Origin of the sequence: Providencia sp. PROV150 (genome assembly GCF_028481025.1) — a bacterium.
Lineage (GTDB): Bacteria > Pseudomonadota > Gammaproteobacteria > Enterobacterales > Enterobacteriaceae > Providencia > Providencia hangzhouensis.
In genome coordinates this window covers 1-24,307 of record NZ_JAMPPJ010000023.1, presented here as the reverse complement: position 1 = coordinate 24,307, position 24,307 = coordinate 1, and the positions used below count along the sequence as shown (strand labels likewise).

General features: G+C 37.2%; 21 protein-coding genes. 7 read left to right on the top strand and 14 right to left on the bottom strand.

Going from position 1 to position 24,307, the window contains the following annotated elements; all coding sequences use genetic code 11:
• The first annotated feature begins 11 nt into the window (after positions 1–11).
• The 5 genes from PSE83_RS15095 (at position 12) to PSE83_RS15075 (ending at position 5,663) form a co-directional block, all read left to right on the top strand.
• Complete coding sequence (locus PSE83_RS15095; protein WP_110592527.1) at positions 12–830, top strand: class I SAM-dependent methyltransferase; 819 nt, start codon at positions 12–14, stop codon at positions 828–830.
• On the top strand, positions 827–1,672 hold the full coding sequence (gene modD, locus PSE83_RS15090) for a ModD protein (protein WP_004261256.1): 846 nt from the start codon (positions 827–829) through the stop codon (positions 1,670–1,672). Before PSE83_RS15095 ends, modD begins: the two co-directional genes overlap by 4 nt.
• A 132-nt stretch (positions 1,673–1,804) precedes the next feature.
• Positions 1,805–3,802 (top strand): TonB-dependent receptor plug domain-containing protein, encoded by a 1,998-nt coding sequence (locus PSE83_RS15085; protein WP_272660963.1) that lies wholly within the window; start codon positions 1,805–1,807, stop codon positions 3,800–3,802.
• Positions 3,803–4,250: 448 nt separating this feature from the next.
• Positions 4,251–5,186 carry a winged helix-turn-helix domain-containing protein gene (locus PSE83_RS15080; RefSeq protein WP_272660962.1) on the top strand — a complete coding sequence of 312 codons (936 nt, stop codon included), beginning with the start codon at positions 4,251–4,253 and terminating at the stop codon, positions 5,184–5,186.
• Positions 5,187–5,663 (top strand): FidL-like protein, encoded by a 477-nt coding sequence (locus PSE83_RS15075; RefSeq protein WP_094962853.1) that lies wholly within the window; start codon positions 5,187–5,189, stop codon positions 5,661–5,663.
• Positions 5,664–5,778: 115 nt separating this feature from the next.
• Here PSE83_RS15075 and PSE83_RS15070 read toward each other — a convergent pair whose 3' ends face one another.
• The 9 genes from PSE83_RS15070 to PSE83_RS15030 all read right to left on the bottom strand — a co-directional run bounded on the left by PSE83_RS15070 (position 5,779) and on the right by PSE83_RS15030 (position 14,879).
• Positions 5,779–6,852, bottom strand: coding sequence for an isoaspartyl peptidase/L-asparaginase family protein (locus tag PSE83_RS15070; protein WP_272660961.1), 1,074 nt, complete (start codon positions 6,850–6,852; stop codon positions 5,779–5,781).
• Between the two features lie 85 nt (positions 6,853–6,937).
• On the bottom strand, positions 6,938–7,696 hold the full coding sequence (locus PSE83_RS15065) for a fimbrial biogenesis chaperone (protein WP_094962871.1): 759 nt from the start codon (positions 7,694–7,696) through the stop codon (positions 6,938–6,940).
• Between the two features lie 44 nt (positions 7,697–7,740).
• On the bottom strand, positions 7,741–8,982 hold the full coding sequence (locus PSE83_RS15060) for a hypothetical protein (RefSeq protein ID WP_004261278.1): 1,242 nt from the start codon (positions 8,980–8,982) through the stop codon (positions 7,741–7,743).
• Between the two features lie 45 nt (positions 8,983–9,027).
• A complete protein-coding gene (locus PSE83_RS15055) occupies positions 9,028–11,580 on the bottom strand; it encodes a fimbria/pilus outer membrane usher protein (protein ID WP_004261281.1) in 2,553 nt (850 codons plus the stop codon).
• An 86-nt stretch (positions 11,581–11,666) separates the two neighbouring features.
• A complete protein-coding gene (locus tag PSE83_RS15050; protein WP_004261284.1) occupies positions 11,667–12,344 on the bottom strand; it encodes a fimbrial biogenesis chaperone in 678 nt (225 codons plus the stop codon).
• A gap of 13 nt (positions 12,345–12,357) precedes the next feature.
• Entirely contained in the window at positions 12,358–12,930 is a 573-nt protein-coding gene (locus PSE83_RS15045; protein WP_136135415.1) for a fimbrial protein, read from the bottom strand.
• A 22-nt stretch (positions 12,931–12,952) separates the two neighbouring features.
• Entirely contained in the window at positions 12,953–13,528 is a 576-nt protein-coding gene (locus PSE83_RS15040) for a fimbrial protein (protein ID WP_272660960.1), read from the bottom strand.
• Entirely contained in the window at positions 13,512–14,252 is a 741-nt protein-coding gene (locus PSE83_RS15035; protein WP_004261304.1) for a fimbrial biogenesis chaperone, read from the bottom strand. The genes PSE83_RS15040 and PSE83_RS15035 overlap by 17 nt, the downstream gene beginning before the upstream one ends.
• Positions 14,253–14,330: 78 nt before the next feature.
• The gene (locus tag PSE83_RS15030) at positions 14,331–14,879 is read right to left on the bottom strand and encodes a fimbrial protein (protein ID WP_004261308.1); all 549 of its coding nucleotides are present in this window, start codon (positions 14,877–14,879) and stop codon (positions 14,331–14,333) included.
• Between the two features lie 1,103 nt (positions 14,880–15,982).
• Between PSE83_RS15030 and zur the strand changes: the two genes are divergently transcribed.
• Complete coding sequence (gene zur, locus PSE83_RS15025; protein WP_004261310.1) at positions 15,983–16,498, top strand: zinc uptake transcriptional repressor Zur; 516 nt, start codon at positions 15,983–15,985, stop codon at positions 16,496–16,498.
• Positions 16,499–16,661: 163 nt separating this feature from the next.
• On the opposite strand, the gene lexA is transcribed toward zur, so the two are convergent.
• Positions 16,662–17,279 (bottom strand): transcriptional repressor LexA, encoded by a 618-nt coding sequence (lexA, locus tag PSE83_RS15020; protein ID WP_004261314.1) that lies wholly within the window; start codon positions 17,277–17,279, stop codon positions 16,662–16,664.
• Between the two features lie 136 nt (positions 17,280–17,415).
• Complete coding sequence (locus PSE83_RS15015) at positions 17,416–17,790, bottom strand: diacylglycerol kinase (RefSeq protein ID WP_004261317.1); 375 nt, start codon at positions 17,788–17,790, stop codon at positions 17,416–17,418.
• 126 nt (positions 17,791–17,916) lie between these two features.
• Between PSE83_RS15015 and plsB the strand changes: the two genes are divergently transcribed.
• Positions 17,917–20,406 (top strand): glycerol-3-phosphate 1-O-acyltransferase PlsB, encoded by a 2,490-nt coding sequence (plsB, locus tag PSE83_RS15010; RefSeq protein WP_004261319.1) that lies wholly within the window; start codon positions 17,917–17,919, stop codon positions 20,404–20,406.
• A gap of 83 nt (positions 20,407–20,489) precedes the next feature.
• On the opposite strand, the gene ubiA is transcribed toward plsB, so the two are convergent.
• The 3 genes from ubiA to pgi form a co-directional block, all read right to left on the bottom strand.
• The gene (gene ubiA / locus PSE83_RS15005) at positions 20,490–21,344 is read right to left on the bottom strand and encodes a 4-hydroxybenzoate octaprenyltransferase (protein ID WP_036958350.1); all 855 of its coding nucleotides are present in this window, start codon (positions 21,342–21,344) and stop codon (positions 20,490–20,492) included.
• Positions 21,345–21,495: 151 nt separating this feature from the next.
• The gene (ubiC, locus tag PSE83_RS15000; RefSeq protein WP_094962860.1) at positions 21,496–22,008 is read right to left on the bottom strand and encodes a chorismate lyase; all 513 of its coding nucleotides are present in this window, start codon (positions 22,006–22,008) and stop codon (positions 21,496–21,498) included.
• 319 nt (positions 22,009–22,327) lie between these two features.
• Positions 22,328–23,974, bottom strand: coding sequence for a glucose-6-phosphate isomerase (gene pgi / locus PSE83_RS14995; protein WP_144141520.1), 1,647 nt, complete (start codon positions 23,972–23,974; stop codon positions 22,328–22,330).
• Between the last annotated feature and the right edge of the window lie 333 nt (positions 23,975–24,307).

Sequence of the window (24,307 nt, the reverse complement as noted above, 5' to 3'; positions counted from 1 at the left end):
GGTCAGGGATCATGTTAATTAATCAAATCAATTTTGCAAAAATGTATCAGCAACATATGCAACAAGCTCAACGAAGCCGCAAAGAGCCAGAGCATTGGGATAAAAAAGCACAACAAATGGCGCAAACTTGCGCTAATCCCCATGACCCATACTTAGTGCACTTTCGTGAATTAATGGATTTAGCAGGCGCTGAAACCTTGCTTGATGTGGGCTGTGGCCCAGGTTCAGTTAGCCTTTGCCTTGCTAATGAATTCAAGGAAACGATAGGTATTGATTATAGCCGCGGTATGCTCGAAATGGCTAAACTGCGGGCAAAAGAACTCGCTATTCCACATGCACGCTTTGAACAACTGGCATGGGAAGATGACTGGAGTTCATTACCCAAAGTCGATATTTCAGTGGCGTCACGCTCAACACTCGTTGATGATTTAAAAGCAGCCTTACTGAAGCTTAATCGCCAAACAAAATTGCGGGTATACACGACCCATACCATCAACCCAACATTTATTGATGAAAAAATAATTCGCAAAATAGGCCGCGAAGTGGTTCGTTTACCCACCTATATTTATGCAGTGAATATATTGCATCAGATGGGCATCAATGCGCGCGTTGATTTTATTAAAAGTCCAAATAAAGGTGGATTTGATAGCTTTGACACTTTCGCTGACAGTGTCAATTGGTCCCTTAAAAATATTACACCAGGAGAAACCGCTATCTTACGTCAGTATTATGATGAACAAGCGGCACTAGGCAAAACAATCCCTTATCCATCCAGAGATTGGGCAATGGTCTCTTGGGATGTGGTCGATGAATCGGAACTGACATTATGATTTACGTGCCTGATACATTAATCGACCAACTACTGCTAGATGATATCCAGTACGGCGACCTTACCACCCGTGCGCTCGGCTTGCAGGCTCAAATGGGGATGATGACCTTTGCATCCAAATTTGGGGGCTGCATCAGTGGGGTCACCATCGCCAGACGTATGTTAGAGAAACTTGGGATCACTTGTGATTGTCACTTTCAAGATGGCCAACAAGTTGCCCCACAAAGCGTTTTAATTCGCGCCACTGGGCCGATTGAAGCCTTGCATCAGGGCTGGAAAGCGGTACAAAACGTACTGGAATGGTGTGGAGGTGTCAGCCACTACACCCAGCAAATGGTAAATATTTTGCATCAATATCAACCTGATGGGCAACTTGCGTGCACGCGAAAAACCATTCCTCATACTAAGCCCCTTGCCTTAACTGCGATTTTGGCTGGGGGCGCTATTATTCACCGAGCAGGTAGTGCAGAAAGTATTTTACTGTTCACCAATCATCGCCAATGCCTTGAAAATCCAAATGATTGGGTGAGTCATATTAAAACACTACGCCAAGCCGCCCCTGAAAAAATGATTATTGTTGAGGCGGATGACTATGAACAAGCCATTCTCGCCATCAATGCGCAAGCCGATATTATTCAGCTAGATAAATTGCCCATTGAACAAATTCAGCGGCTACAAGAACTCACCAAGCAACAAAGTCGGCCTTGTCGACTGTCCATTGCAGGTGGAATTAATTTAAAAACAATCGAAGCATTCGCACAAACAGGGGTGCCATTATTGGTTACATCAGCCCCTTACTACGCAGCGCCGCGAGATATTAAAGTACATATTTTTAAGCAGTAACCTAAGTAGTTAGCGTCAAAAAAATCATTTGTAAAAACAGCCTACCTCGTAGGCTTCATTCGCTTGTGGTTAATGACGCATATCGTTATATAAAAAATAATATATCGTTATTCATAAAACTGGAAAGACATAATGAAAATAAAACAAATTACCTATTTGGTTGGGATGGCTTTATTCGCAGCACAGGGACACGCCGCGTCTGACCCTAAAGCAGAAAAAAACACTGACGTGATGTCTGTTTGGAGTACACCATTAGCAGCGGATGCAAATGTCATCACGCAAGAGCAAATGACACAATTGAATAAAACCAACGTTGCACAAGCACTGAGTACAATGCCAGGTGTATCCATTCAAAAATCAGGTAATCGCAACGAAACCCAAGTGAATGTACGTGGATTTGATAGCCGCCAAGTCCCTATCTTTTTTGATGGCATCCCAACTTATGTCCCTTATGATGGCACCCTTGACCTAGGGCGCTTTATGACGAGCGAACTCGCAAGCGTTGAGCTATCAACCGGATATACTTCACTATTACAAGGTCCAAACTTGATGGGGGGAGCGATTAACCTAACCACCGCTACCCCTAAAAAACCTTTTGAGGCCAATATCAGCTTAAACCAAGGTTTCGCTCGTGGCGCAGATAATGCCCACAATATTAGTGCACGCTTAGGTGGCCGCAATGACTTAGGTTTTATTCAAGTCAGTGGTAGCCAATATAAGCAGCGTTTTATGGGGATCCCGAGTTCAGAAAATGATAACCCATTGGCGGGAAATAATGGACGCCGTCCTAACTCTGCAACAGACGATAAACGAATGATGGTGAAAGTGGGCTGGACGCCCCGTGAAGCTGACGAGTATGTGGTTACCTATCTAAAGCAAGATGGTGATAAAAACAGCCCGCCGAGTGTAACAAACACCAAACCTCAAATTTGGCAATGGCCAGCTTATGATAAAGAAAGTATTTATTTCAATGGAACAACCCAAATAACCCATGATATCGCGTTACAGAGCCGTCTGTACCACGACACATTTAAGAATACACTCCATCAATATAGGTCTATTAAAGACTATAAAGACGGTATCTATAACTACAGCCGCTATGATGACTACAGTAATGGGGCTGACATGCGTGTTGACTTCACCGTGCGTGAATTAGATATGCTGTCATTTGCCGCACACTGGAAAGAAGACGTTCACCGCGCACGTGCAAAGAGAGATGTCCCATTCGACCGCTATAAAGATAATACCTATTCTATTGCTACAGAATATCAATGGGTTGCGATGGATAATCTCGATATTATCGCTGGTATTGGTTACGATTGGCGCAAAAGTGCCGACGGCAAACGTTATGATTACAAATCAGGTGATTTTGAAAAATATGATGGCAATAGCCAACATGCATTCAACTGGGAAATGATGGCTCGTTACCATTTAGAAAATGAAGATACCGTACAGTTCTCGGTATCAGAAAGAAGCCGTTTCCCAACACAAAAAGAACGCTATACCAAAGAAAAAATGAAAAGTGATGATACCTTTATCATTAACCCTCATATTGATACAGAACGAGCCCTAACTTACGATTTGACCTATAAAGGTCATATCTCCCCAGTTTGGTCATATACATCAAGTATTTATTACAACCATGTCTCTGATGCGATTATGGCCCATCGTGTTGGTACTAATAAAAATGGGGGATACGTGCTTGAAAACCGCAATAGTGGCAAAGTTGACTACTTTGGGATTGATTTAGGGACTAACGGACAAATCACTGATTGGATGGAAGCTGGTTTAAGCTACGGATATATTCACGCTGATCCTAAGCACTACAGTGTAAAACACGTTGCCGAATTACCTACCCACAAAGCCTTTGCTTGGGTGAAATTCACGCCATACGATCCATTTAGCATTACCATTACCGAAGAAGCAAGAAGTTGGGCATTTAATTATGTTGATGCAGAAAGCAAAGTACGTGGCTATGCTAAAACTGACCTGCGCTTAGATTATGATTTTGGCCAAGGTATTTCTGTTAACACCTCAGTGAACAACTTATTTGATAAATCCTATGAATACACTAATGGTTATATTGAAGAAGGCCGTAACTATTGGTTAGGTATTGAATATAAATATTAATCCTTAATATATTAGGCGAAGATTAATTTCTTCGCCTAATAAAGTGTAAACTTTACAAAATTAACTTCTGTCTCTCATAAAATAACAAAGGCATTAATTTAAGTGCAAATACCTAGGATTATTCCCACAAAAGAACATCCATAGGTAAGAATGGATTTATTTAGATTAATATATTTTTTTAACAACAAATATGTAGGAAATATGAATTAAATCACCTAAAAATTATTTTAATACAGTTTTTAAACCCAATCAAAGTATCAATTCAATAAATTTGCTAATTAATTACAAAAAAGCTCATCGCATAAAACTTGCAGTAAATTGAATCCCTATTTAAACTATAACAACAAGAAGTTAAATAATAATATTTATTCAGCCTATTTATTAAAATTGGCTGTTATTACTTTTAGATTTTCTATTCGTTATTTTAATTAGAGAGCAGACGGCATCTATGAACGAGTCACATGACTACACTATTGACGAAAAATATATTTTCGAAAAAAACACAAGCTTAATATACTCAAAAGATGATAAAAATCAATTTATTGAATTATCTAAACCTGCTGCTAGATTATTCGATGAGATTATCTCATTAAATTTAAAAAAAGGACTCGCAACACGAGATGAACTTTTAACGAATGTATGGGAAGAATATGGCCTTGTCGGTTCTAATAATAATTTAAATACTTACATTAGTGAAATAAGAAAAAAATTAGAGCAGGTCGGTGTTGATCCTAAGTGTATTGTTACAGTACCCAAAAAAGGGTTTCGTCTTGATAGTCATATCGTTATACACGTAAAATTTGACGAACAAAATAATGAAGTTAATCCCCTTCATATAAGTAAGCATGGCTATATCGAAAATTCAGAGTTATCTCAAAAACTCCCTGATAACACAGTATCAGAAAACTTATCACTTGATGAAAATACCAATAACTCGGAATTATTAACTGGAGAAGACGATAGTAGCAATATCAATACGACACTCGCGATTAAAAATAAAAACAAAAAAATATTAAACAAAAAAACTTTAAAAATATTGCTATTAGCTATTTCAACAATAGCGATATGCTATTTAATTAATTTATTTTTTTGGTATTATATGGCTAAGGAAAATCCAACGAGTGACTACCTGTCAGTCAGTTCACGTGAAAAATGTATCATACAAGCACCGGTTAATATGCTAGCTAAAGTTTCTAGCGATAATATCAATCTAATACATGGCAAGCTGGATAAATATAATATTCGATGTGATGAACCCAAAAGAATCATTCTTTTGTCAGACTTAAATCAAGCTTATTCCATTGATAAAAATATATCTCTCAGCATTTGTAGCAGCATTAACATTAAACATGATTGCATATCGATTAATGATCAGAGAATTTGAATGAAAAAATATATTGCCGTATCGTTATTTTTAATCGCAACCGCATCAACCGCATCCTTTGTTATCAATAAAAATAATCACAATGTTCAAATCTGCCATTCTGAAATATTATGGATTAAAGATAATAATACACAGAATGGGTTGAGCTTGAAATCAAAGATTAATTTACAAATTTCAACAAAAAATTATGGTCGCATGAATATGTATGGCTACTTAAAAGATGATAAAAAAATCTACCGGCTTAATAGAGCAATTTATTTTAATTACTTAGCGATTGACCACAATGGTAATTATGTTGTTACCTTTAAATCTTCATCAGTAACCAATTCAGATAATATACCTGAGAAGCTATTTTCTAATTTCATTCAATTAGAAAAAGATAAAATCAAGTACTATATTAATATAACTAAAATGAGTGATAATCTTTATATTATCAAAGATGAATCTTCTTCTGCTTTTACATGCCAACTCCAATAAAAAAAAGCCTACCAACAATTACGCTTAAGTAGGCAAAACCGTCAACATGGGAAACGAGTAATTTCAAATTCGATTCTTAAAAATAAAAAACAATTAAAATTAAATAGATAACATATTAAAAACCAAACATTGCAACTTGTGAAACACCATCTTGATCAATCATCCCGCGAAACATACCTTTAGTATTAAATTGCATAACAAAATTGCCCTTATTATCTACTGCAATAATACCTCCAGTGCCTCCCATATCTTTCACTGAATTCAAAGTATTCATTGTGGCTTCAGCTAATGGCGTATTGCCGTATTTCATTTGAGCAACAACATCATAAGCAGCAACACCTCGGATAAAGACCTCACCTAAACCAGTTGTAGAAATTGCAACTGTATTGTTATCCGCATATGTTCCGGCTCCAATAATGGGTGAATCACCAATTCGGCCATAATGTTTATTAGTACTGCCACCTGTAGAGGTTGCTGCGGCAACATTTCCGCGGCTATCAACGGCAACAGCACCCACAGTGCCATACTTATAATCAAACATTAGCGGGTCTATAAATAGCGAGGCGTTAATTCCCTTTTCTTGATCGAGTTTCCGGCTGATCTCTTTCACTTTCTTTAATTGTTCGCTGCGTTTTTCAGTAATAAAATAGGATTCATCAACAATATCTAACCCTTCTGATTTCGCAAATTGTTCAGCTCCGGTTCCTCCCATCATCACATAAGGGGTTTTAGTCATCACTTTATAGGCGGCCATGATAGGGTTTTTTACATTCGATACACCCGCTACGGCGCCAGCTTTGCGATCGCGACCATCCATGATAGAAGCATCTAATTCCACTTTATTATTTGTAGTTAAAGAAGCCCCTTTACCTGCGTTATATAGCGGAGAGTCTTCCATTACGATCACAGCCGCTTGAACGGCATCTATACTATCGCCACCTTGAGCTAAAATGGAATATCCTGCCTGTAATGCTTCCTTTAATTTCTCTTCATGCTCTTTTTGTAATTCAAGAGTGAGTAAACGTTCTGTAATATCCCCTGCTCCGCCATGGATGACAAGACGAAAGTTAGTATCGGATTTTGAAAAGGCTAGAGATGAGAAAAAAAACAAAAAATAAAGAATAAAAAATAAAAAGGTAGATAGTTTTTCTTTCTCGTAATCCTTCAGTTTATACATTATATCTTGCATTTGGATCTCTCAGTAATACATAGGATTACATTATTAAACAAATCAAGTTACTCCTAGCCCTAAATACTATAACATTACCTGTAAATTACAGTGTGGATGTATTTTTAGGCAATTCTAATACTAATTCATCCAACACACTCCATGTAATCGTATTTACATCACGGATTTTGCTATCTGAAATGAATATTTGCTCTGATAGTGGCTTAATTGGCTTAAATAATTCTTTGTAATCAACGGATACTCCATTAACAGCCAAACTTTCAAAGGACATATAAATTGGTGAATTATTTTTAACTATAATATTATTTCCTTCTCGCCTAAAGGAAATCTTTTTTTGCTCATTTTCTATGGTTAAATTAGCAAATTGCTTAGGCCTATAATAAACTTTAAAGTGAAGGACTTGAATAGTATTTACATCAATACTACTATTATTTTCTCGCATGTTTTTGTCTAATGGAGGGATAGCTCTATATTTTACAATATAAACCGTTTCCCTATCTTTCGCTAATTTATCACTATCACCAATAAACATAACTCGCCAAGTATAAGAGTTGCCAGCTTCCAGCTTATGAAGTGGAGGAGTGACCATAAAAGGAATATTTATATTATTTTCTTTTATATCAAGACCACTACCTTCATCTAATAATTCAACAGATGATTGCATTAAATAAGGTGTTTTATCTGTATCATTCAAAATTCTAAATGACACACTTTTCTCACCTTCAATAAATGTTGTTCTTTGGTAGGGAAAAACTAATGTTCTATTCTCCCCCCAAGAGACGCTTATAAAACTAAAAAATAAAGATAAAAATAATGGAACTAACCCTAGTGAACGGAAAAACATTTTATCACCCAATTTTTCTTAATAAAATAATTCCACTGATATTGCTAAACTTTAGTATATATAGATACTTCAACACGTGCTCTATACTTTCCTATCTCTGTATTCGGATTTAAGCAAATAGCCCACTTAATATTTAGATCTTGAACTACATTAGAAACAGAGTTTAACCCTAATAAGGTTTCTTCTTGGTTAGCAAAATTCAATAAGCCCGCTTTTCCTTCGTCCTTACAAGTTAAGCTTCCGCTGCCACCAGCTGCATATGGTAATGCTAACAGATATGGCGTATTAGAGGTTATGTTTCCACCAGTTCGGTCGAACCATAACTTATGTTGGTTAGCTGAATCCACAGTTCCTTCACGAGCGATCGCAGAAATGTAAATTGGTTTATTATCTGCTGTACATTTATATTTAAAACTGGATTGTCTGAAAAACTCAGTTTCTCTACCAGCAATAATAGTAAAATTGTCTTGGCTAACATCAGAAATACTACAAACCCTTACAACGTTCAAGCTAGTTGAAATTTGTAATGTACTAACACCATCTTGATCATTATCTTGACCATAAGAGCCAACATATAATGGAATTCCACTATATGAGTAACGGCCAGGTTGTATAGGCACAGGTGCATACATTTGCATTGGACCTGCTATATATACACTAACATTCCTTTTTGAATTATAACCACCAGGAGCTCTTGTCCCATCCGGTGGTGTGTAACAAAGCTTCCACTGACGGTTGCCTTTAGTACTTCTATCCACCAAATTAGGTACATCTTCGAATACTACACCACTATAGCTTTCTTTAACGAATCCTGATGAACCTATATTGTTATTTCCTGAAAGTTTTACAGAAAAACCTAAACTAGGAACAATATAGGCATAAGCGCCGCTAGCATGAGTAAGTTTTATTCCAACTTTATTGACTCCAGGAACTTTCTGCAGGGCTGCAGTTGCATTCGGCCCCCCTTCCACAATAGGCTCATCAACACAAGATGTACTGCGAGGTGAAATAGAAAAAATCGCAAAATCTGGTGATGTCCACGCTTGAGTTTTGGACCCATAAATATAGTTATAGGTTGTAGAAGTTCGACCAGACAGCCTACCTTCGACTAAGTAGGGATCCGTTGCTGCCTTCGGGTGCTCTAAGTCAATAATACCTTCTAATGTTAATGTCATTGTACCGCCGTTCTGAGCTGCTATCATCGATTTCATTGGAAAGAATGAAATCAGTGATATCAACAATATTAACGGTGAATTAATTGACTTATTTTTAATAAAAAATTTCATAGCCCCTCTTAAAATTTTAATAAGGTAAGAGTCCGGTATAACAAATTATTGGCAATTAATAGAGATAGTACGGATTGCCTGTCCTTTACTTATATTAATGCTGCCTAAGTTAGAGAATGACGCTAAACATTGTTGGTTGCTATTTGCACCCCAACGAATTTGCAATTTACCAGAATCAGGTAACCCACTCATAAATAACTGATTATTATCGCCAACAATACCTGTATTTTCTTCGGTTGCATTTTCTTCAATTAACGATGCTACAGCCCCAAACGGCAGCACAGTACCATTCGACATTTTTAAGTTGATAACAGCTTGATATCCAACTTTAGTATCAAATTTAACTTTAACAATTGCCCCTGCTGCGGGATAAACCGTTTTACTGGTTTCTCTAAGAAGAACATCATTAGGTAGTGTATTGACATCCATATTTATAACATTTGCGTTATAAGGAGATATATAAGGATACAATGCATAACCTCGATTATTAACCTCTACATCTTGGTTACTTACCTTAGTACCAGCTGCACCTTCAGCTTCAATGATCGCCATACTATCCCCCATAGTACGCCCGAATAGAACACCACCCGAATGTAATAATAGGCCGCCATTGACACTTGCGTTCATTGATTGACTATTCTTAGAATAGCTATATGCAGAGGAAATATTACCCGAGGAACCTGAATAACCAGCACTTAAAGAACCACTATTCCCGACGCCTTTATTCCCATACCCTTGCGTAATACCATAATAAATTTTATTATCTAACAAGTTACCTGAAATTCCTGCTTGCTGATCAATATAGCCGTCATTATTCTGGCTAAATGAATAAGTACTATATATATCCTTCGCTAACACATTGTTAGTAAATATGCTGAACGGTATGCTGACATTTACTGATACCATTCTATTTTCAGGCCAAGATGTATTATCTTTTATCCTATCTATGCTGTATGTAATACCATAGTTTATTTTGTTATAAGTTCCGTTATATCCCATCACCATCTGACGAACTTCACGGTTGATTTCCCAGTAATCAGAGATGCTTCCTGATAAGAAAACACTCCCATATTCTCCCAATCTTTGCGTTATAGAAGTGGTAAAACTCGCTCTCTGACGTTGGTTAATCCAAGGCGCAACCCCATCCTTCAACTTATAGTCATAGTTATTGAAATCAGCAAAACTAAAATAAGATCGAGTAGAATAGCGTAAAGCTGTTAAATCGATAGAAGTCCCTGTCGACATCATACTTTTCGAATAACGAACACGGTATGATTGTCCAGCGCGGTCTCCTAAATCGCCATCCATATTAGCCGTAGCATGGGTAATATCCATAGATAAAGCACCAAAAGTGCCTAGTGATACGCCTAAGCCAGCTACTGCTGAAAAATAATTATCCGCAAATAATAGGCCACCATATAATGTACTATTTGTAGGTAGGCCATAAATTAAAGATCCTAAAAAGAAATCAGATCGCTTAGAATCAACGGTATACCCACCATCATAGCGACCAACACTGGTCTCATACTTATAGCCACCAGGTCTAAGCATCACAGGTAATGAGGAATACGCAACTGTGAAAGTTTTCTCAGTTCCATCTTCTTCCTTGACCGTAACATCTAAGTTACCCGCATTACCTGAAGAATATATATCTTTAATTCTAAAGGCTCCAGGTGACACATATGTTTGATAAACAACATAGCCATTTTGTCTAATAGTAACCTGCGCGTTAGACTGAGCAATACCTGCAACTTCAGGAGCAAAGCCTCGTTGGCTATTAGGAAGCATTGCCTCATCACTTGATATTTTAATTCCTTTGAATGGAATAGAATCAAAAACATCACTACCTGTAGATATTTCACCAACCATCATTGTAGATTTAATGGAGTGAAGGGCTCTCATTATATATGTATTAGTAAAGTCAGTAGATGATTCAGTATCGCCATTACTCTTAGAATAAGAGTAACTCATATTGGATCTCAGTCTCCAAGGACCTAAATTTAAGCCACTATTCAATGTTCCAAATAAACTATCACTTTTATTTGTTCCAGACGATGAATCTGTTTTATTTTTATTACCACTAATGAAGTAATTCAAAAATAATGCAGAAACACCAGTATCTAACATTGATGGATCAATATATCCTTGAACTTTATTGTCCATGTATATTTGAGGGACAGTGACTATTAATTTTAACTTACTAACATCAACTCTTACTGTTGCGTCTTTAATGTAGTCATTAAGTGATAATATTTTAACATCAGGAGATAAATTATTAAGCCCAGGCAGTGCTTTTACATTAACCCCCCAATTTTCCAAGATTGTCTTATCAAATTCAGGTACGACAAGACCTTTTGAGTTTGCAACAAAATTAACATCTTGTTCGGATAGTATGTTTCTATTTATTTCGATCTGTAAGCGATAAACACCTGCCGGAATAGTATTGGATGAATTAAATTGAGATAAATCTAACTGGCTAGCATCAATTCCTAGCTGACTTTCAAGCATGCTCGGATCAAAATAATCGTCACCATATGAATACAGAGATAAGCTTATCAATGAAGATAGCAAACCAAGTTTTAATATTTTGTTTTCCATTCCTCTAGCCTTAGATTATCTTTACATTCAAAATATGCAAGCGCTGAAAAATCATTATATGTTATTTAGTAAATATAAAAGAAATTTCAATTAATTCTAAACACTTCAGTTCCAGCACCATTATCATCAAGAAAACGCCAACTTGCTACATTTATACTTTCATTAGTATTTTCTAATTTATAATAACTAAATGGTGAAACTAAAATGGAATCATTATAGTTCTTACCATTCATATTAAAATCAACAATTGTCATATAATAAGGGGTTGGATTATGAAATTGCCACCTTCCATCCTTATTTTTTAACTTTACCTGTTCAAAATTATTCTTATTTGGCTCAGGTATACCATTAGGCCGATAATATAATTTAATAATTATAGCTGTTACAAAAACCATTTCAGGCGTATCCCCTTCCTCTAAGTTTTTGCTAGTCGGTGGAATACCCCTTGCTTTCAAATAGAATCCTGATTCTCTATCTTTAGGTAGCTTAGAAACATTATCAGGATATATCCTAACTGCATGTTCTGTTTTACTTTTAATTTTGAATAAAGGAGGGCTAATTATAAAACTATCAGCATTCTTCTCATCCTTTATATCTAATAATAACATTTGCATTAATAAAGGGCTTTCACCCTCATTACGGATGCTAACAACCTTATTCTTATCTGAATCTGTGAAAATAACTCTACTTTGGCCTAAAGATAATCCTCCAGCATGAAGGGTAAAATGCCAAGCTAGTATTATTGTTAATATCAACCGTATCATCACATTTACCTATTTAATCTGCATAATATGACAATGTTAGTGTTGCTTTAAATGCCCCAATATTTTGATCTATCGAGCAATCAGCAACTTGGTTCTTACACATGACATAAGCATAAAATGTTTTAGTTACATTTTGAGTTTTAATATTCGACCATAAAACATTATTAGTTTCTGTAATAAAATCTGCAGATGATTGATTTGCATTATCATTTGCAGAGATTCTTACAGCAAACGTTTTTCCTGGATTATCTAAAAAACCATCATTTATTGTGTAGTTGCCAGTTAATTTAATATAGTTATTATCAAAGCTATTAGTTTTACAGTTACTGATTACAACATCAAAAGCTTTCTTAATCTTTCCACTAGATGCATCCGCCCCAAACTTAGATAAAGGCACATTTCCAAAATCAACAATATTCTTTTTACCACTATCACTAGTGACAGCAATATCACAGGTATTTTTAGGCACAGTTAAATCAAACGTAAAATCGTGTGTACCTGGTACTAAAGCTGTTGAAGAATAAGAAAAAAACATCACATAAAAAGCCAATGTAACTCTACAACATATTTTATTTAGAGGCTTCACAGTCAATACCACCTATTAATTCTTATGGTTGAAGTAATACTATATCAACAGAGGCAACTAGTTCTCCAGGTATTGGCTGAGTAGTTCCAAGCTGGACAACATTTACTTCAAAATGATTCTCTAATTGGCTATTAGCTGTAACATCAAAACTAATTTCACCGCCAGCATTGAGGTTTACGACTTTACAATTGAGCTTATTCTCATCACAGTTTTTTAAAACAAAAGCAGCTCCAGTAATATTATTAGTTGGATATATTTTATTACTATTATCAACTAAAGTTCCTATCCCAGGCGTTATTTTCATTTTAAATGGTGCTGGACCATCAGATAGATTAAAATCAGTGCAACTATATTTTAAAGAAAAGGGTTTCACATAGGTTTCATCGTCAACATTCGGTTTAATTTGAGGTGTTAATAATGGTTTATCAAATTTAACCGTCATCGATTCATATGATACTTCACACGTTCCTTTAGATACATTGCCGATAACTTCAATATCTAAAGCTGAAACTCTTCCAATAAAGAAACACATGCCTATTACAATATAAATAGCACTTAAAATAGATGCCTTTATTTTGTTACTAATTGATTTTTCCACTAAAAGATTCCTCGCCACCTAAGTCATTAATAACTGTCCATTTAACTATACCATTACGGCTATTTGCCGGAGTTATATAACTGAAAGAGTCAAAAGGAGAAATCATTGTATTACGCTTTTTCATATTTAAATCAATTTTAACACCATTAACACTGAGCTTATTTAAAGAAATATAGTATGGTGAATTATTATTAATAATAATACCTGTACTACTAGAGCTTACCTCTAAGTTTTTATATGCGTCATATGGTGAGATAGATAATTTTGAAGGTCGGTAAAAAACCTTAATAATATTATTATAACCAATATTCATTGCAGATCCTTCTAAAGGACCATCAGTAGCAGGTATCATAGTAGCAGAGAAATAAAAAACACTCTCTCTATCTGTTGGTAATGAATTCGGTTGAGCAAAAATCCTAATATCTTGCGTTGCCCCTGAGTTGATTTTAATTAATGGAGGTGTAACTGAAAAAGGCGTTTTTGATGCTGAACCATCATTATTCATGCTTACCGAAAATTTTGCTAAATAATTAATATTTGTATTATTTCGAGCGCCAACCGATACACTACTTTCACCTTGGACATATATTATTCGGGTCGCATTTAAACCAACACCGCCTGCTGCATAAACGTTAGTAGTAGTAATTAATGAAAACAGTAGAATTAAAGCTCTATAACAATCATTAACCACTTTTTTTCTTAAAAACGATTCTTTTGCTTTCATTACTTAATCCAATCATTAAAAACAATATTAAGAGGCTTTTTAATTAAAAAGCCTCTTTACTCGTATTAACTAATATTATTAGTTATAAGATACAGTAAATGTTACTGGTACGGATAATTTATCAGTAGGTACACCAGTTTTGGTAAGAATCAGATTAGCTTTCATAGGAATGACAGCACCACCATCTTTAGCAACTTTAGGGTCGATAACCACTACTGCATCTGCGTTAGGAGTAATATTAACTGCACCAGAAGCTAATTTAACTGCTAAAGCTTTAGATTCTTGGTTAGCAAACAGTGCTGGGAAACCAGCTGCTGCTTGACCTTGAGCGAATACGTTCATTGAAGTATCAGCTGCGTCAGCAGAACAGTTAGACAGAACTAAATCAAAAGATTTTTCATCACCTAAAACTGCATTTGGTGCTAAAGCATCAGTTACATCTTTAGTGAAAGTTCCCCAGTCAACAACAGAACCTGTAGTAGTTGAAGACACATCACAAGATTGAGCACGTAATTGGGCTTTGAATGTTACTTCCGCACCTTTCTTACCATCTGCAGCTAATGCAGAACCTGCTACTATAGAACCTGCTAATACTGCTAAAACCGCTAATTTTTTGTTGAATAACATATGTAAATACCTCTGTATTTATGTCGTCATGTAAGTAGTTAAAGACACAATTTTTATTAAAAACCAAGTTCACAATAATTGTTTACAAATACCTATGCCATTTTCATGAGCCTGGATAACTAACTGTCAACCTATTTAATTAAGTCAACATTGGGGGATATTAAAATCCGTTCAATACCCTTTTTTAAAACCAAATTATTGAACTGGTTTTAAAAAAAGACTATTTCTGTATCGCCGAAAATGAGAGACCAACATCAATATAGAAATAGCAAAATGGACAAAAATAAAATATATGAAAGTTTAATTCGCTATTATTGCATTGCACCTTGCATTCTGTATGAATAAAACCTAATTACCTTTAAAAGCATTCCACAATTTAATTCATCTAAAAATTCACATTAGCTATTCCCGCTTGAAACAAAACGAAACAAACAAAAACATTATGCTGAATTTTTAAATACCTTGTTTCTTTCTGATACCAATATTAATACCACAATATTAATTGTCAAAATTACACAAAAAGGGATGCTAACTTAGTTTTTTATACTAAGATAATGATATAAATAGATGCAATCACCAAAAAATGAAGAGATACTATAACTAAAGATCGTCATTTAGATTAATTTATATTTATAAAGTCAACTTACTTATAAATATTTCAGGTTATATTTAGTTATGTAAAAACCACACATTTTATTTAATTCTAAAAATTCAATGAAAGTGATATTAAAAACTATAAATACATGCATTGAAAATATTGAAATGAAAAAACAACTTAATATACGATTCATTACACCATTACAACAGATAAGCGTAAGATAAGTCTTAATTGAAATTTACACTAAATGGCAATCTAAAACCTTACGTTTTGTGTGTTTTTTGTTAAACAACATCGAGTTTTTTGTTTAAGAAAAACAAAGAGGATAGGCTTGTTTTGAGTATTCTAATTATCTGTTTTTCCAGATAATCGTTTGCTTATATTTCCCTTTAAATAGAAATAATATAAATATAAAACAATGTATCCCCGCGCATTCCTGATCTCAAAAATATGATAAGCTTATTAGCAGTAATTGTTTGCATTTTCGAATATTGAGGCCGATTAGATGAAAAGAATGAATGAAGACAAAATCCTTGCAATGGCCGAGAATATTTGCCAATCAAGAGGCGTCAGGTTGACACCACAAAGAGAAACAGTATTACGCCTGATAGCACAGCAGCATGGTGCAATCAGCGCTTATGATTTACTTGACTTGCTACGGGAAATTGAACCTCAAGCTAAACCGCCTACGGTTTATCGTGGCCTTGAGTTTTTAATGGAGCAAGGTTTTATCCATAAAATTGAATCAACGAACAGTTATGTCGTCTGTCACCATTTTGATAACCCGAGCCATATCTCTGTTATGTTAATTTGTGACCAGTGTGGAAGCGTAACGGAAAGTGATTGCACAACAATAGAAGCTGCAATCATTAATTTAGCAGATGAACACCAATTCCGCTTAAGACATACAGTGGTGGAAAACCACGGCTTATGTAAAAATTGTGACGAAATGAATAGCTGCCAAGATCACGAACATTGTCATCATAACCATGAACAACCTATCGCCCAGAAGAAAAAATAAGTAGCTGCGTTGATAAATTGCTTGATGAAATGCAAAAATAGAGAAGATAAAGAAATAAAATAAAATAAACAAAACAGGCAGACCTCAGAATGAAACTATGAAATCTGCCTGCAATCGTCCTTCCCGCCTGTAACCTGCCATTACGGCTAGCGACTAAAGGAACTTAATACCAATCACTATTACGGATAACCCCAACAGCCAAACCTTCAATAGTGAAATTTTGCTGACGTAAGTCAACAATAATAGGTTCGAATTCTGGGTTTTCTGCTATTAATTCAACACGGTTACCCTGTTGCTTAAAACGTTTAACAGTAACTTCATCTTCGATACGAGCAACAACCACTTGCCCGTTATGGACATTCTGCGTTTTATGCACAGCTAATAAATCACCATCCATAATGCCAATATCTTTCATGGACATCCCATTCACACGCAACAAAAAATCTGCGTGTGGTTTAAATAGCTCAGGGTCAACTTGATAGTGACTTTCAATATGTTCCTGCGCTAATAATGGTTCGCCAGCGGCAACACGTCCAATCAGAGGTAACCCCTGGTCTTCTGTTTCTTCTTCAAGAAGCAGACGAATACCTCGGGATGCGCCTGAAACGATTTCAATAACCCCTTTGCGCGCTAAGGCCTTTAAATGTTCTTCTGCCGCATTAGGCGAACGAAAACCAAGGCTTGCTGCTATCTCAGCACGTGTAGGAGGCATACCCGTCTGCGAAATGTGATCGCGCACCAGATCGTAAACCTGCTGTTGTCGAGCCGTCAGTGCTTTCATTCCGTTCCCCTGTTTGTTTATACAGTCAAACTGTGAGTATATACAGGTAAATGAAGATTTGGAACAGTTAAATCGCTCAATTTAAGCATTTGTTATCGATTTACTTTCTTTTTACCCTATTAAGCACCCGAACGCCTTAGCCAGAGAAATAACGCTGCCATAATACCAGTGCCCAAATAAATAGCGCTAAGCCGATACTCACAAATACCGCAGCGGAACCAATATCTTTAGCTCTTCCTGACAGTTCATGATACTCACTACCAATACGGTCAACTACGGCTTCTATCGCACTATTCAATAATTCGACTATTGCCACGAGGACAACTGAACTCACTAACAAAATTCTATCTATATAGCTGATATCTAAATAAAATGCGATAAAAATTGCGATAATCGCAGCAACAGATTCCTGCCTAAATGCGGCTTCATTAACCCAAGCTGCCTTCAAACCTTTAAGGGAATATCCCGCCGCTTTGATCACTCGCGTGAACCCCTTAACTTGACTCGCCATATTTATTCCTTAAAAAATGCAAACAATAATCGATTTTTACGGTCAAAGTGAATTGTCAGTAACAGATCTAACCATGTATTTCTGGTATGATTGCGCAGCATTGTTAACAAGAGGCTATAATCATTTATGTCACTATGGCGTAAAATATATTACAACACGTTGAATTTACCACTTAAATTATTGGTAAAAAGTAAACTAATTCCTTCGGATCCCGTCACTGAGTTGCAGCTTGATGTCAACAGGCCAACCCTATACGTATTACCTTATCATTCGAAGTCTGACCTCCTCACGCTACGGCATCAATGCTTAGCTATTGGTCTGCCAGACCCTCTGGTCGACAATGATATCAATGGAACGAAGCTTCCGGCGTACGTTTTTATCGATGATGGCCCACGTGTTTTTCGCTATTATTCACCGAATCCACGTAAGGATTCAGTAAAAACTTTCCATGCTTATTTAGATTTGCATAAAAACAATCCAAATCTAGATATTCAAATGCTACCTGCATCCGTGATGTTTGGCCGCTCACCGGGTCGTGAAGGCCATACTCCAGCACCACCATTGAAACTGTTAAATGGGATTCAAAAATTCTTTGCAGTTTTATGGTTAGGGCGTGACAGCTTCGTGCGTTTATCACCCATTGTCTCAATTGGTAAAATGGCACAAGACCACGGCACAGACTCCATTATTGCCAACAAACTCGCCCGTGTCGCGCGTATTCACTATTCGCGCCAACGTCTAGCAGCAGTTGGGCCAAAACTCCCTGCACGTTATGAGCTGTTTAATAAGCTATTAACGTCTAAAGCGATTGAAAAAGCCGTTGAAGACGAAGCGCGTAGTAAAAAAATTCCACTCAAAAAAGCCCAGCAAAATGCCGTTGGGATGATGGAAGAAATTGCAGCCAATTTCTCTTATGAAGCCGTACGTTTAACGGATAGGGTTCTTAGTTGGACTTGGAACCGTCTTTATCAAGGCATCAATGTTCAGCACGCTGAACGGGTCCGCCAGCTTGCACAAGACGGCCATGAAATCGTTTATGTCCCCTCTCACCGCAGCCATATGGACTACTTACTGCTCTCATATGTGCTATACCATCAAGGGCTAGTTCCACCTCATATTGCCGCGGGGATAAACCTCAATTTCTGGCCAGCAGGGCCGATTTTCCGCCGTTTAGGGGCCTTTTTTATTCGCCGAACGTTCAAAGGCAATAAGCTGTATTCGACCGTTTTCCGCGAATATTTAAGTGAGTTGTTTGCCCGAGGTTACTCCATCGAATACTTTGTGGAAGGTGGGCGCTCACGTACCGGTCGTTTATTACAGCCTAAGACGGGTACCCTCTCAATGACGTTACAAGCGATGTTGCGCGGTGACTCACGCCCTATCACCATCGTTCCTATCTACATTGGGTATGAGCATGTGATGGAAGTGGGAACTTATGCCAAAGAACTTCGCGGCGCAGAAAAAGAGAAAGAAGGCTTTTTCTCTATGGTTCGCGGCTTACGTAAATTGCGTAACCTAGGCCAAGGGTATGTTAACTTCGGTCAACCCATTTCATTACCTCATTACCTTAACCAGCGCGTGCCTGATTGGCGCGACTCTATCGACCCTATCGAACCACAAAGACCAACGTGGCTAAACCCAACGGTCAGTTCGTTAGCCGATAACATTATGGTCAATATTAATAATGCAGCCGCAGCCAATGCGATTAACCTGTGTGCGACTGCGTTACTGGCTTCTCGTCAACGCTCACTCACTCGTGAGCAACTGATTGAACAAGTCGAATGTTACCTGCAATTATTGCGCAATGTGCCATACACCGCAGATGCGACGACCCCAAATAAAACAGCAGAGCAATTGTTAGAACATGCTTTGCAAATGGATAAATTCGAAGTCGAAAAAGACAGCATGGGGGATATTATTATCCTTCCTCGCGAAAATGCCGTCTTAATGACCTATTACCGTAACAATATCCATCATTTATTGGTATTACCATCACTAATTGCTAGCATTGTATTGCACTATGAACGCATTAGTCGCCAAGACATTCACTATCAAGTAGGCCAAATTTATCCGTTCTTAAAAGCAGAACTGTTTATGCGTTATAACAGTGATGAGCTACACGAGGCGGTAGATACGCTAATTGATGAGCTAAATAACCAAAAGCTGATTTGCTTAAAAGAAGACGACATAGTGGTGTTAAATCCTCGCCGTATTCGTCCATTACAGCTCTTAGCTGCTGGCGTACGTGAAACTCTGCAACGTTATGCAATCACATTATCATTACTCAATGCGAGCCCTGAAATCAGCCGTAATACGCTAGAAAAACAAAGCCGTATCCTTGCACAACGCCTTTCTGTTTTGCACGGTATCAACGCTCCTGAATTCTTTGATAAAGCGGTATTCTCCACATTGGTCGATACCCTAAGAGAAGAAGGCTACATTGATAATAATGAAAATGATATCTTTGTCACCAATGCGCAAAAACTGTATGCCGTTCTGGCTCGATTGATGTCACCTGAGATTCGCTTAACTATTGAAAGTGTTAGTCAAGATGATGAGTTTTCTGAAAAAAAACCAACTGAAAGCACGCAATCTCCGGAACAAGTGAAAAGCTAATCGCCTTTTCTCAAGCCAATAAAACAAAAAAGGTCATGTTAGAAATAACATGACCTTTTTCACTTTGGCTCAATAACTGTAATTTAAAAATAACTGATAAAAATACCAATAAACAATATTAAGCCAACAAAGTTATTGTTCATAAAAGCTTTAAAGCAAGGCGCACGTTCACGGTTAACCATCAATTGCTGCTGATAGATAAATAAACCCGCAACTAACACTAATGAAATATAATAAAGGGTTCCTAAACCCGCCAGTGAGCCAATCACCAATAATAAGCCAACCATCAGTAATTGCAGCAAACCAATAATCAGTTTGTCATATTGCCCGAATAGAATAGCGGTTGATTTCACACCAATTTTTAAATCATCATCGCGGTCTACCATTGCATACTGAGTATCGTAGATCACCGACCAAATAATATTAACTAAAAACAGTAACCAACAAACAACTGGCAAAGTTTCACCAACAGCAGAGAAAGACATTGGAATTGACCAACCAAAAGCCGCACCTAATACCACTTGGGGTAAGTTACTGACTCTCTTAACAAAGGGATAAACCCATGCCAAAGCCAACCCTGCAACCGACAACCAAATGGTCATGGAATTGAGTGTCAAAACTAGCAGAAAAGAGAGGCCAACAAGGCTTGCAAACAATATTTTTGCTTCTTTTTCTGTTACGTCCCCACTTGGGAGTGGGCGGTGTTTAGTCCGCTCTACGTGGCCATCAAAATGGCGGTCAGCAAAATCATTAATGACACAACCAGCAGCACGCATAAAGAATACGCCAGCAGTAAATACAATCAAAAGATGTAAACTTGGCGTACCTTGAGCCGCAATCCATAATGCCCAATACGTCGGCCACAATAGCAACAATGAGCCAATGGGTCTATCAATACGCATTAAACGGCTGTATGCATGCCATTTACTTAGCGTCATACTTCCCTCCACTTTATCGTGCTCCTTTTCGAATTCCATCATACTTCAAATTAGGTATATTTTAATACCACCAACCTCGGCAACTTACTGATTTATATTTATTGGCATAGTGTCATTGCAGAGACCTGAAAACTCAAAGTACTTAGGATAGTTAGCGATATGCAGGTGATTCAGGTAAAAATATTTCTGTTAACAGCAACGGTTTATTCGATAGTCTTAACCGAGAACTACGTACCCACCGGTTTGCGCAAGAACCAATATGGATATAATCTCGAGTTAAACTCTCGCGGCTAAATAAATAACGCCCTAATGGCATTCTCCCAATATCCACCAGTTGCTGGTCATCATCAGTCAGTGTTTCTTCAGGGATTATTGTTCGGCCCAGTAACCAAGGGATACCATCTCCATACATGACAACTTCTCTGACCCAATAACGTGGGCTTTCAGGTAGAGACTGCACTTCATCCGCGCTCAGCTTATCTTGCGATACATAGCGCTCTAAATAAGGTATCACGGTAACTTGCTGGCTATGCTGCTCAAAACGTTTTGTCATGGAGCCAAGCTCTAGTAGCCAATCTAGTATATTGGCAGGCACTATTTTATCGTTTTTATCGTTCTCCGCCAGCCAGTGAATCGGCTGAGAAGTAAAAAGCGTTTCATCCATTACTTAAAATTCCACCATGAATAACATGGTTATGATTTACTGTATTTCTTACGCAATAGGATATCACGTTGTTTTACGACAAGGTTAAAGTTAGCTAACAATTTATATAAAAAGTCACATTTTCAACACAAAATGTAAAAATATAGTGAAAAATTTTTTAATTACTAGCAAGTTATCGATAATAATAAAATTCATTAATATCGTAACAAAATGAATTTGTTTAATTAAAAAATAGCCTGATGGACAGTATGTCAGTTAAACAATGTAAGGTAGGAACTTCCTACCTTACATTTAACTATTTAAATAATACGTTATTAATTTATCGCCAAGCTTTGTAGCTGTTAATCAAACCATTGGTCGAGCTATCATGGGTACTCACGGTATCACTATTTTCTAATTCAGGCAGGATACGGCTTGCGAGTTGTTTACCTAACTCCACGCCCCATTGGTCGAAAGTAAAGATATTTAAAATCGCCCCTTGAGTGAATATTTTGTGCTCATACATCGCAATCAATGCACCTAACGAATATGGCGTGATTGATTTCAATAAGATAGAGTTAGTTGGGCGGTTGCCTTCAAACACCTTATAAGGCGCAACATATTCCATATCCGCGACATTTTTACCTTGCGCAGCAAACTCGGCATCAACCACTTCACGAGTTTTACCAAACGCCAGTGCTTCGGTTTGCGCAAAGAAATTAGATAATAATTTTTCGTGATGATCCCCTAACGGGTTATGGGTTACCGCAGGTGCGATAAAATCACATGGGATCATCTTAGTTCCTTGGTGGATCAACTGATAAAACGCATGTTGGCCATTGGTTCCCGGCTCACCCCAAATAATCGGGCCTGTTTGATAAGTAACAGGTTTTCCATCACGACCAATATATTTACCGTTCGATTCCATATTACCTTGTTGGAAGTAAGCGGCAAAACGATGCATGTATTGGTCGTATGGCAGAATCGCTTCAGTTTCCGCTTCAAAAAAATTGTTGTACCAAATACCAATCAAACCTAACAACACAGGGATGTTCTTTTCTAGCGGAGTTTGGGTAAAATGCTTATCCATCGCATGGGCACCGTTCAATAATTGAACGAAATTATCAAAGCCGACCGATAAAATAATGGATAAACCAATCGCTGACCATAATGAATAACGGCCACCAACCCAATCCCAAAATTCAAACATATTGTTGGTATCAATACCAAACTTCGCGACTTCTTCACCATTCGTTGAAAGTGCCACAAAATGCTTAGCCACTTGACTTTCATCTTTTGCCGCAGCCAAGAACCAATCACGAGCAGAATGCGCATTTGTCATGGTTTCTTGCGTTGTAAAGGTTTTTGACGCAATTAAAAACAGTGTTGTTTCTGGGTTCAGTTTTTTCAGTGTTTCCGCAATTTGCGTACCATCTACATTCGATACAAAATGCATGTTTAGGTGGTTTTTGTATGGGCGCAATGCTTCTGTCACCATAAATGGACCAAGGTCTGAACCACCAATACCGATGTTCACCACATCCGTAATCGCTTTACCTGTATAACCCTTCCAATCACCGCTGATAATACGCTGACTAAATTGCTGCATTTTTTCCAATACTGCATTCACTTCTGGCATGACATCTTTGCCATCAACATAAATAGGGGTGTTATCGCGGTTACGCAAAGCAGTATGTAGTACCGCACGGTCTTCAGTACGGTTAATTTTTTCACCTTGGAACATACTGTTAATGGCGCTTTCTAGCTCTGTTTCTTTTGCTAAGGCCAATAAATGTTCCAATGTTTCTTGCGTAATTCTATTTTTGGAGAAATCCACTAAGATTTGACCATCGAACGTTGCCGAAAAATGAGTGAAGCGGTCTTTATCCTGCGCAAACAAATCGCGCATATGGACATTTTTCATTTGCGCAAAATGTTGCTCTAGCGCCCGCCATGCAGCCGTCTGGCTTGGATTAATACTTCTCATGGATAACACTCTCCAAATAATTTTAAATAGAAATAGATTGTACCCCGTCACGAAAACGAGACTTATCGGTTTTCTGCGTTATATTGATATTCCCCAATTCTGCCGCACTTTTCCAGACTTAATTACCCATTTTATTAAAATACACACTTTCTAGACTGATACGTATACAAAAGTATATGATCCGGTTATCTGAGAGCAGTCAACCCCCAAACTGATTGAAATATAACGAGTATATACTCTAAATAATTAGAGTTGCATGTAGGCGACAAGCGAAGATAGACCGATGAGCATACAAAAGTATGTGATTCGGTTATCTGAGCGCAGTCAACACCC

Coding starts and splice junctions, on each gene's coding strand:
- PSE83_RS15095 (WP_110592527.1), top strand. CDS start 12: ATGTTAATTAATCAAATCAATTTTGCAAAAATGTATCAGCAACATATG.
- modD (WP_004261256.1), top strand. CDS start 827: ATGATTTACGTGCCTGATACATTAATCGACCAACTACTGCTAGATGAT.
- PSE83_RS15085 (WP_272660963.1), top strand. CDS start 1,805: ATGAAAATAAAACAAATTACCTATTTGGTTGGGATGGCTTTATTCGCA.
- PSE83_RS15080 (WP_272660962.1), top strand. CDS start 4,251: ATGAACGAGTCACATGACTACACTATTGACGAAAAATATATTTTCGAA.
- PSE83_RS15075 (WP_094962853.1), top strand. CDS start 5,187: ATGAAAAAATATATTGCCGTATCGTTATTTTTAATCGCAACCGCATCA.
- PSE83_RS15070 (WP_272660961.1), bottom strand. CDS start 6,852: ATGCAAGATATAATGTATAAACTGAAGGATTACGAGAAAGAAAAACTA.
- PSE83_RS15065 (WP_094962871.1), bottom strand. CDS start 7,696: ATGTTTTTCCGTTCACTAGGGTTAGTTCCATTATTTTTATCTTTATTT.
- PSE83_RS15060 (WP_004261278.1), bottom strand. CDS start 8,982: ATGAAATTTTTTATTAAAAATAAGTCAATTAATTCACCGTTAATATTG.
- PSE83_RS15055 (WP_004261281.1), bottom strand. CDS start 11,580: ATGGAAAACAAAATATTAAAACTTGGTTTGCTATCTTCATTGATAAGC.
- PSE83_RS15050 (WP_004261284.1), bottom strand. CDS start 12,344: ATGATACGGTTGATATTAACAATAATACTAGCTTGGCATTTTACCCTT.
- PSE83_RS15035 (WP_004261304.1), bottom strand. CDS start 14,252: ATGAAAGCAAAAGAATCGTTTTTAAGAAAAAAAGTGGTTAATGATTGT.
- PSE83_RS15030 (WP_004261308.1), bottom strand. CDS start 14,879: ATGTTATTCAACAAAAAATTAGCGGTTTTAGCAGTATTAGCAGGTTCT.
- zur (WP_004261310.1), top strand. CDS start 15,983: ATGAAAAGAATGAATGAAGACAAAATCCTTGCAATGGCCGAGAATATT.
- lexA (WP_004261314.1), bottom strand. CDS start 17,279: ATGAAAGCACTGACGGCTCGACAACAGCAGGTTTACGATCTGGTGCGC.
- PSE83_RS15015 (WP_004261317.1), bottom strand. CDS start 17,790: ATGGCGAGTCAAGTTAAGGGGTTCACGCGAGTGATCAAAGCGGCGGGA.
- plsB (WP_004261319.1), top strand. CDS start 17,917: ATGTCACTATGGCGTAAAATATATTACAACACGTTGAATTTACCACTT.
- ubiA (WP_036958350.1), bottom strand. CDS start 21,344: ATGACGCTAAGTAAATGGCATGCATACAGCCGTTTAATGCGTATTGAT.
- ubiC (WP_094962860.1), bottom strand. CDS start 22,008: ATGGATGAAACGCTTTTTACTTCTCAGCCGATTCACTGGCTGGCGGAG.
- pgi (WP_144141520.1), bottom strand. CDS start 23,974: ATGAGAAGTATTAATCCAAGCCAGACGGCTGCATGGCGGGCGCTAGAG.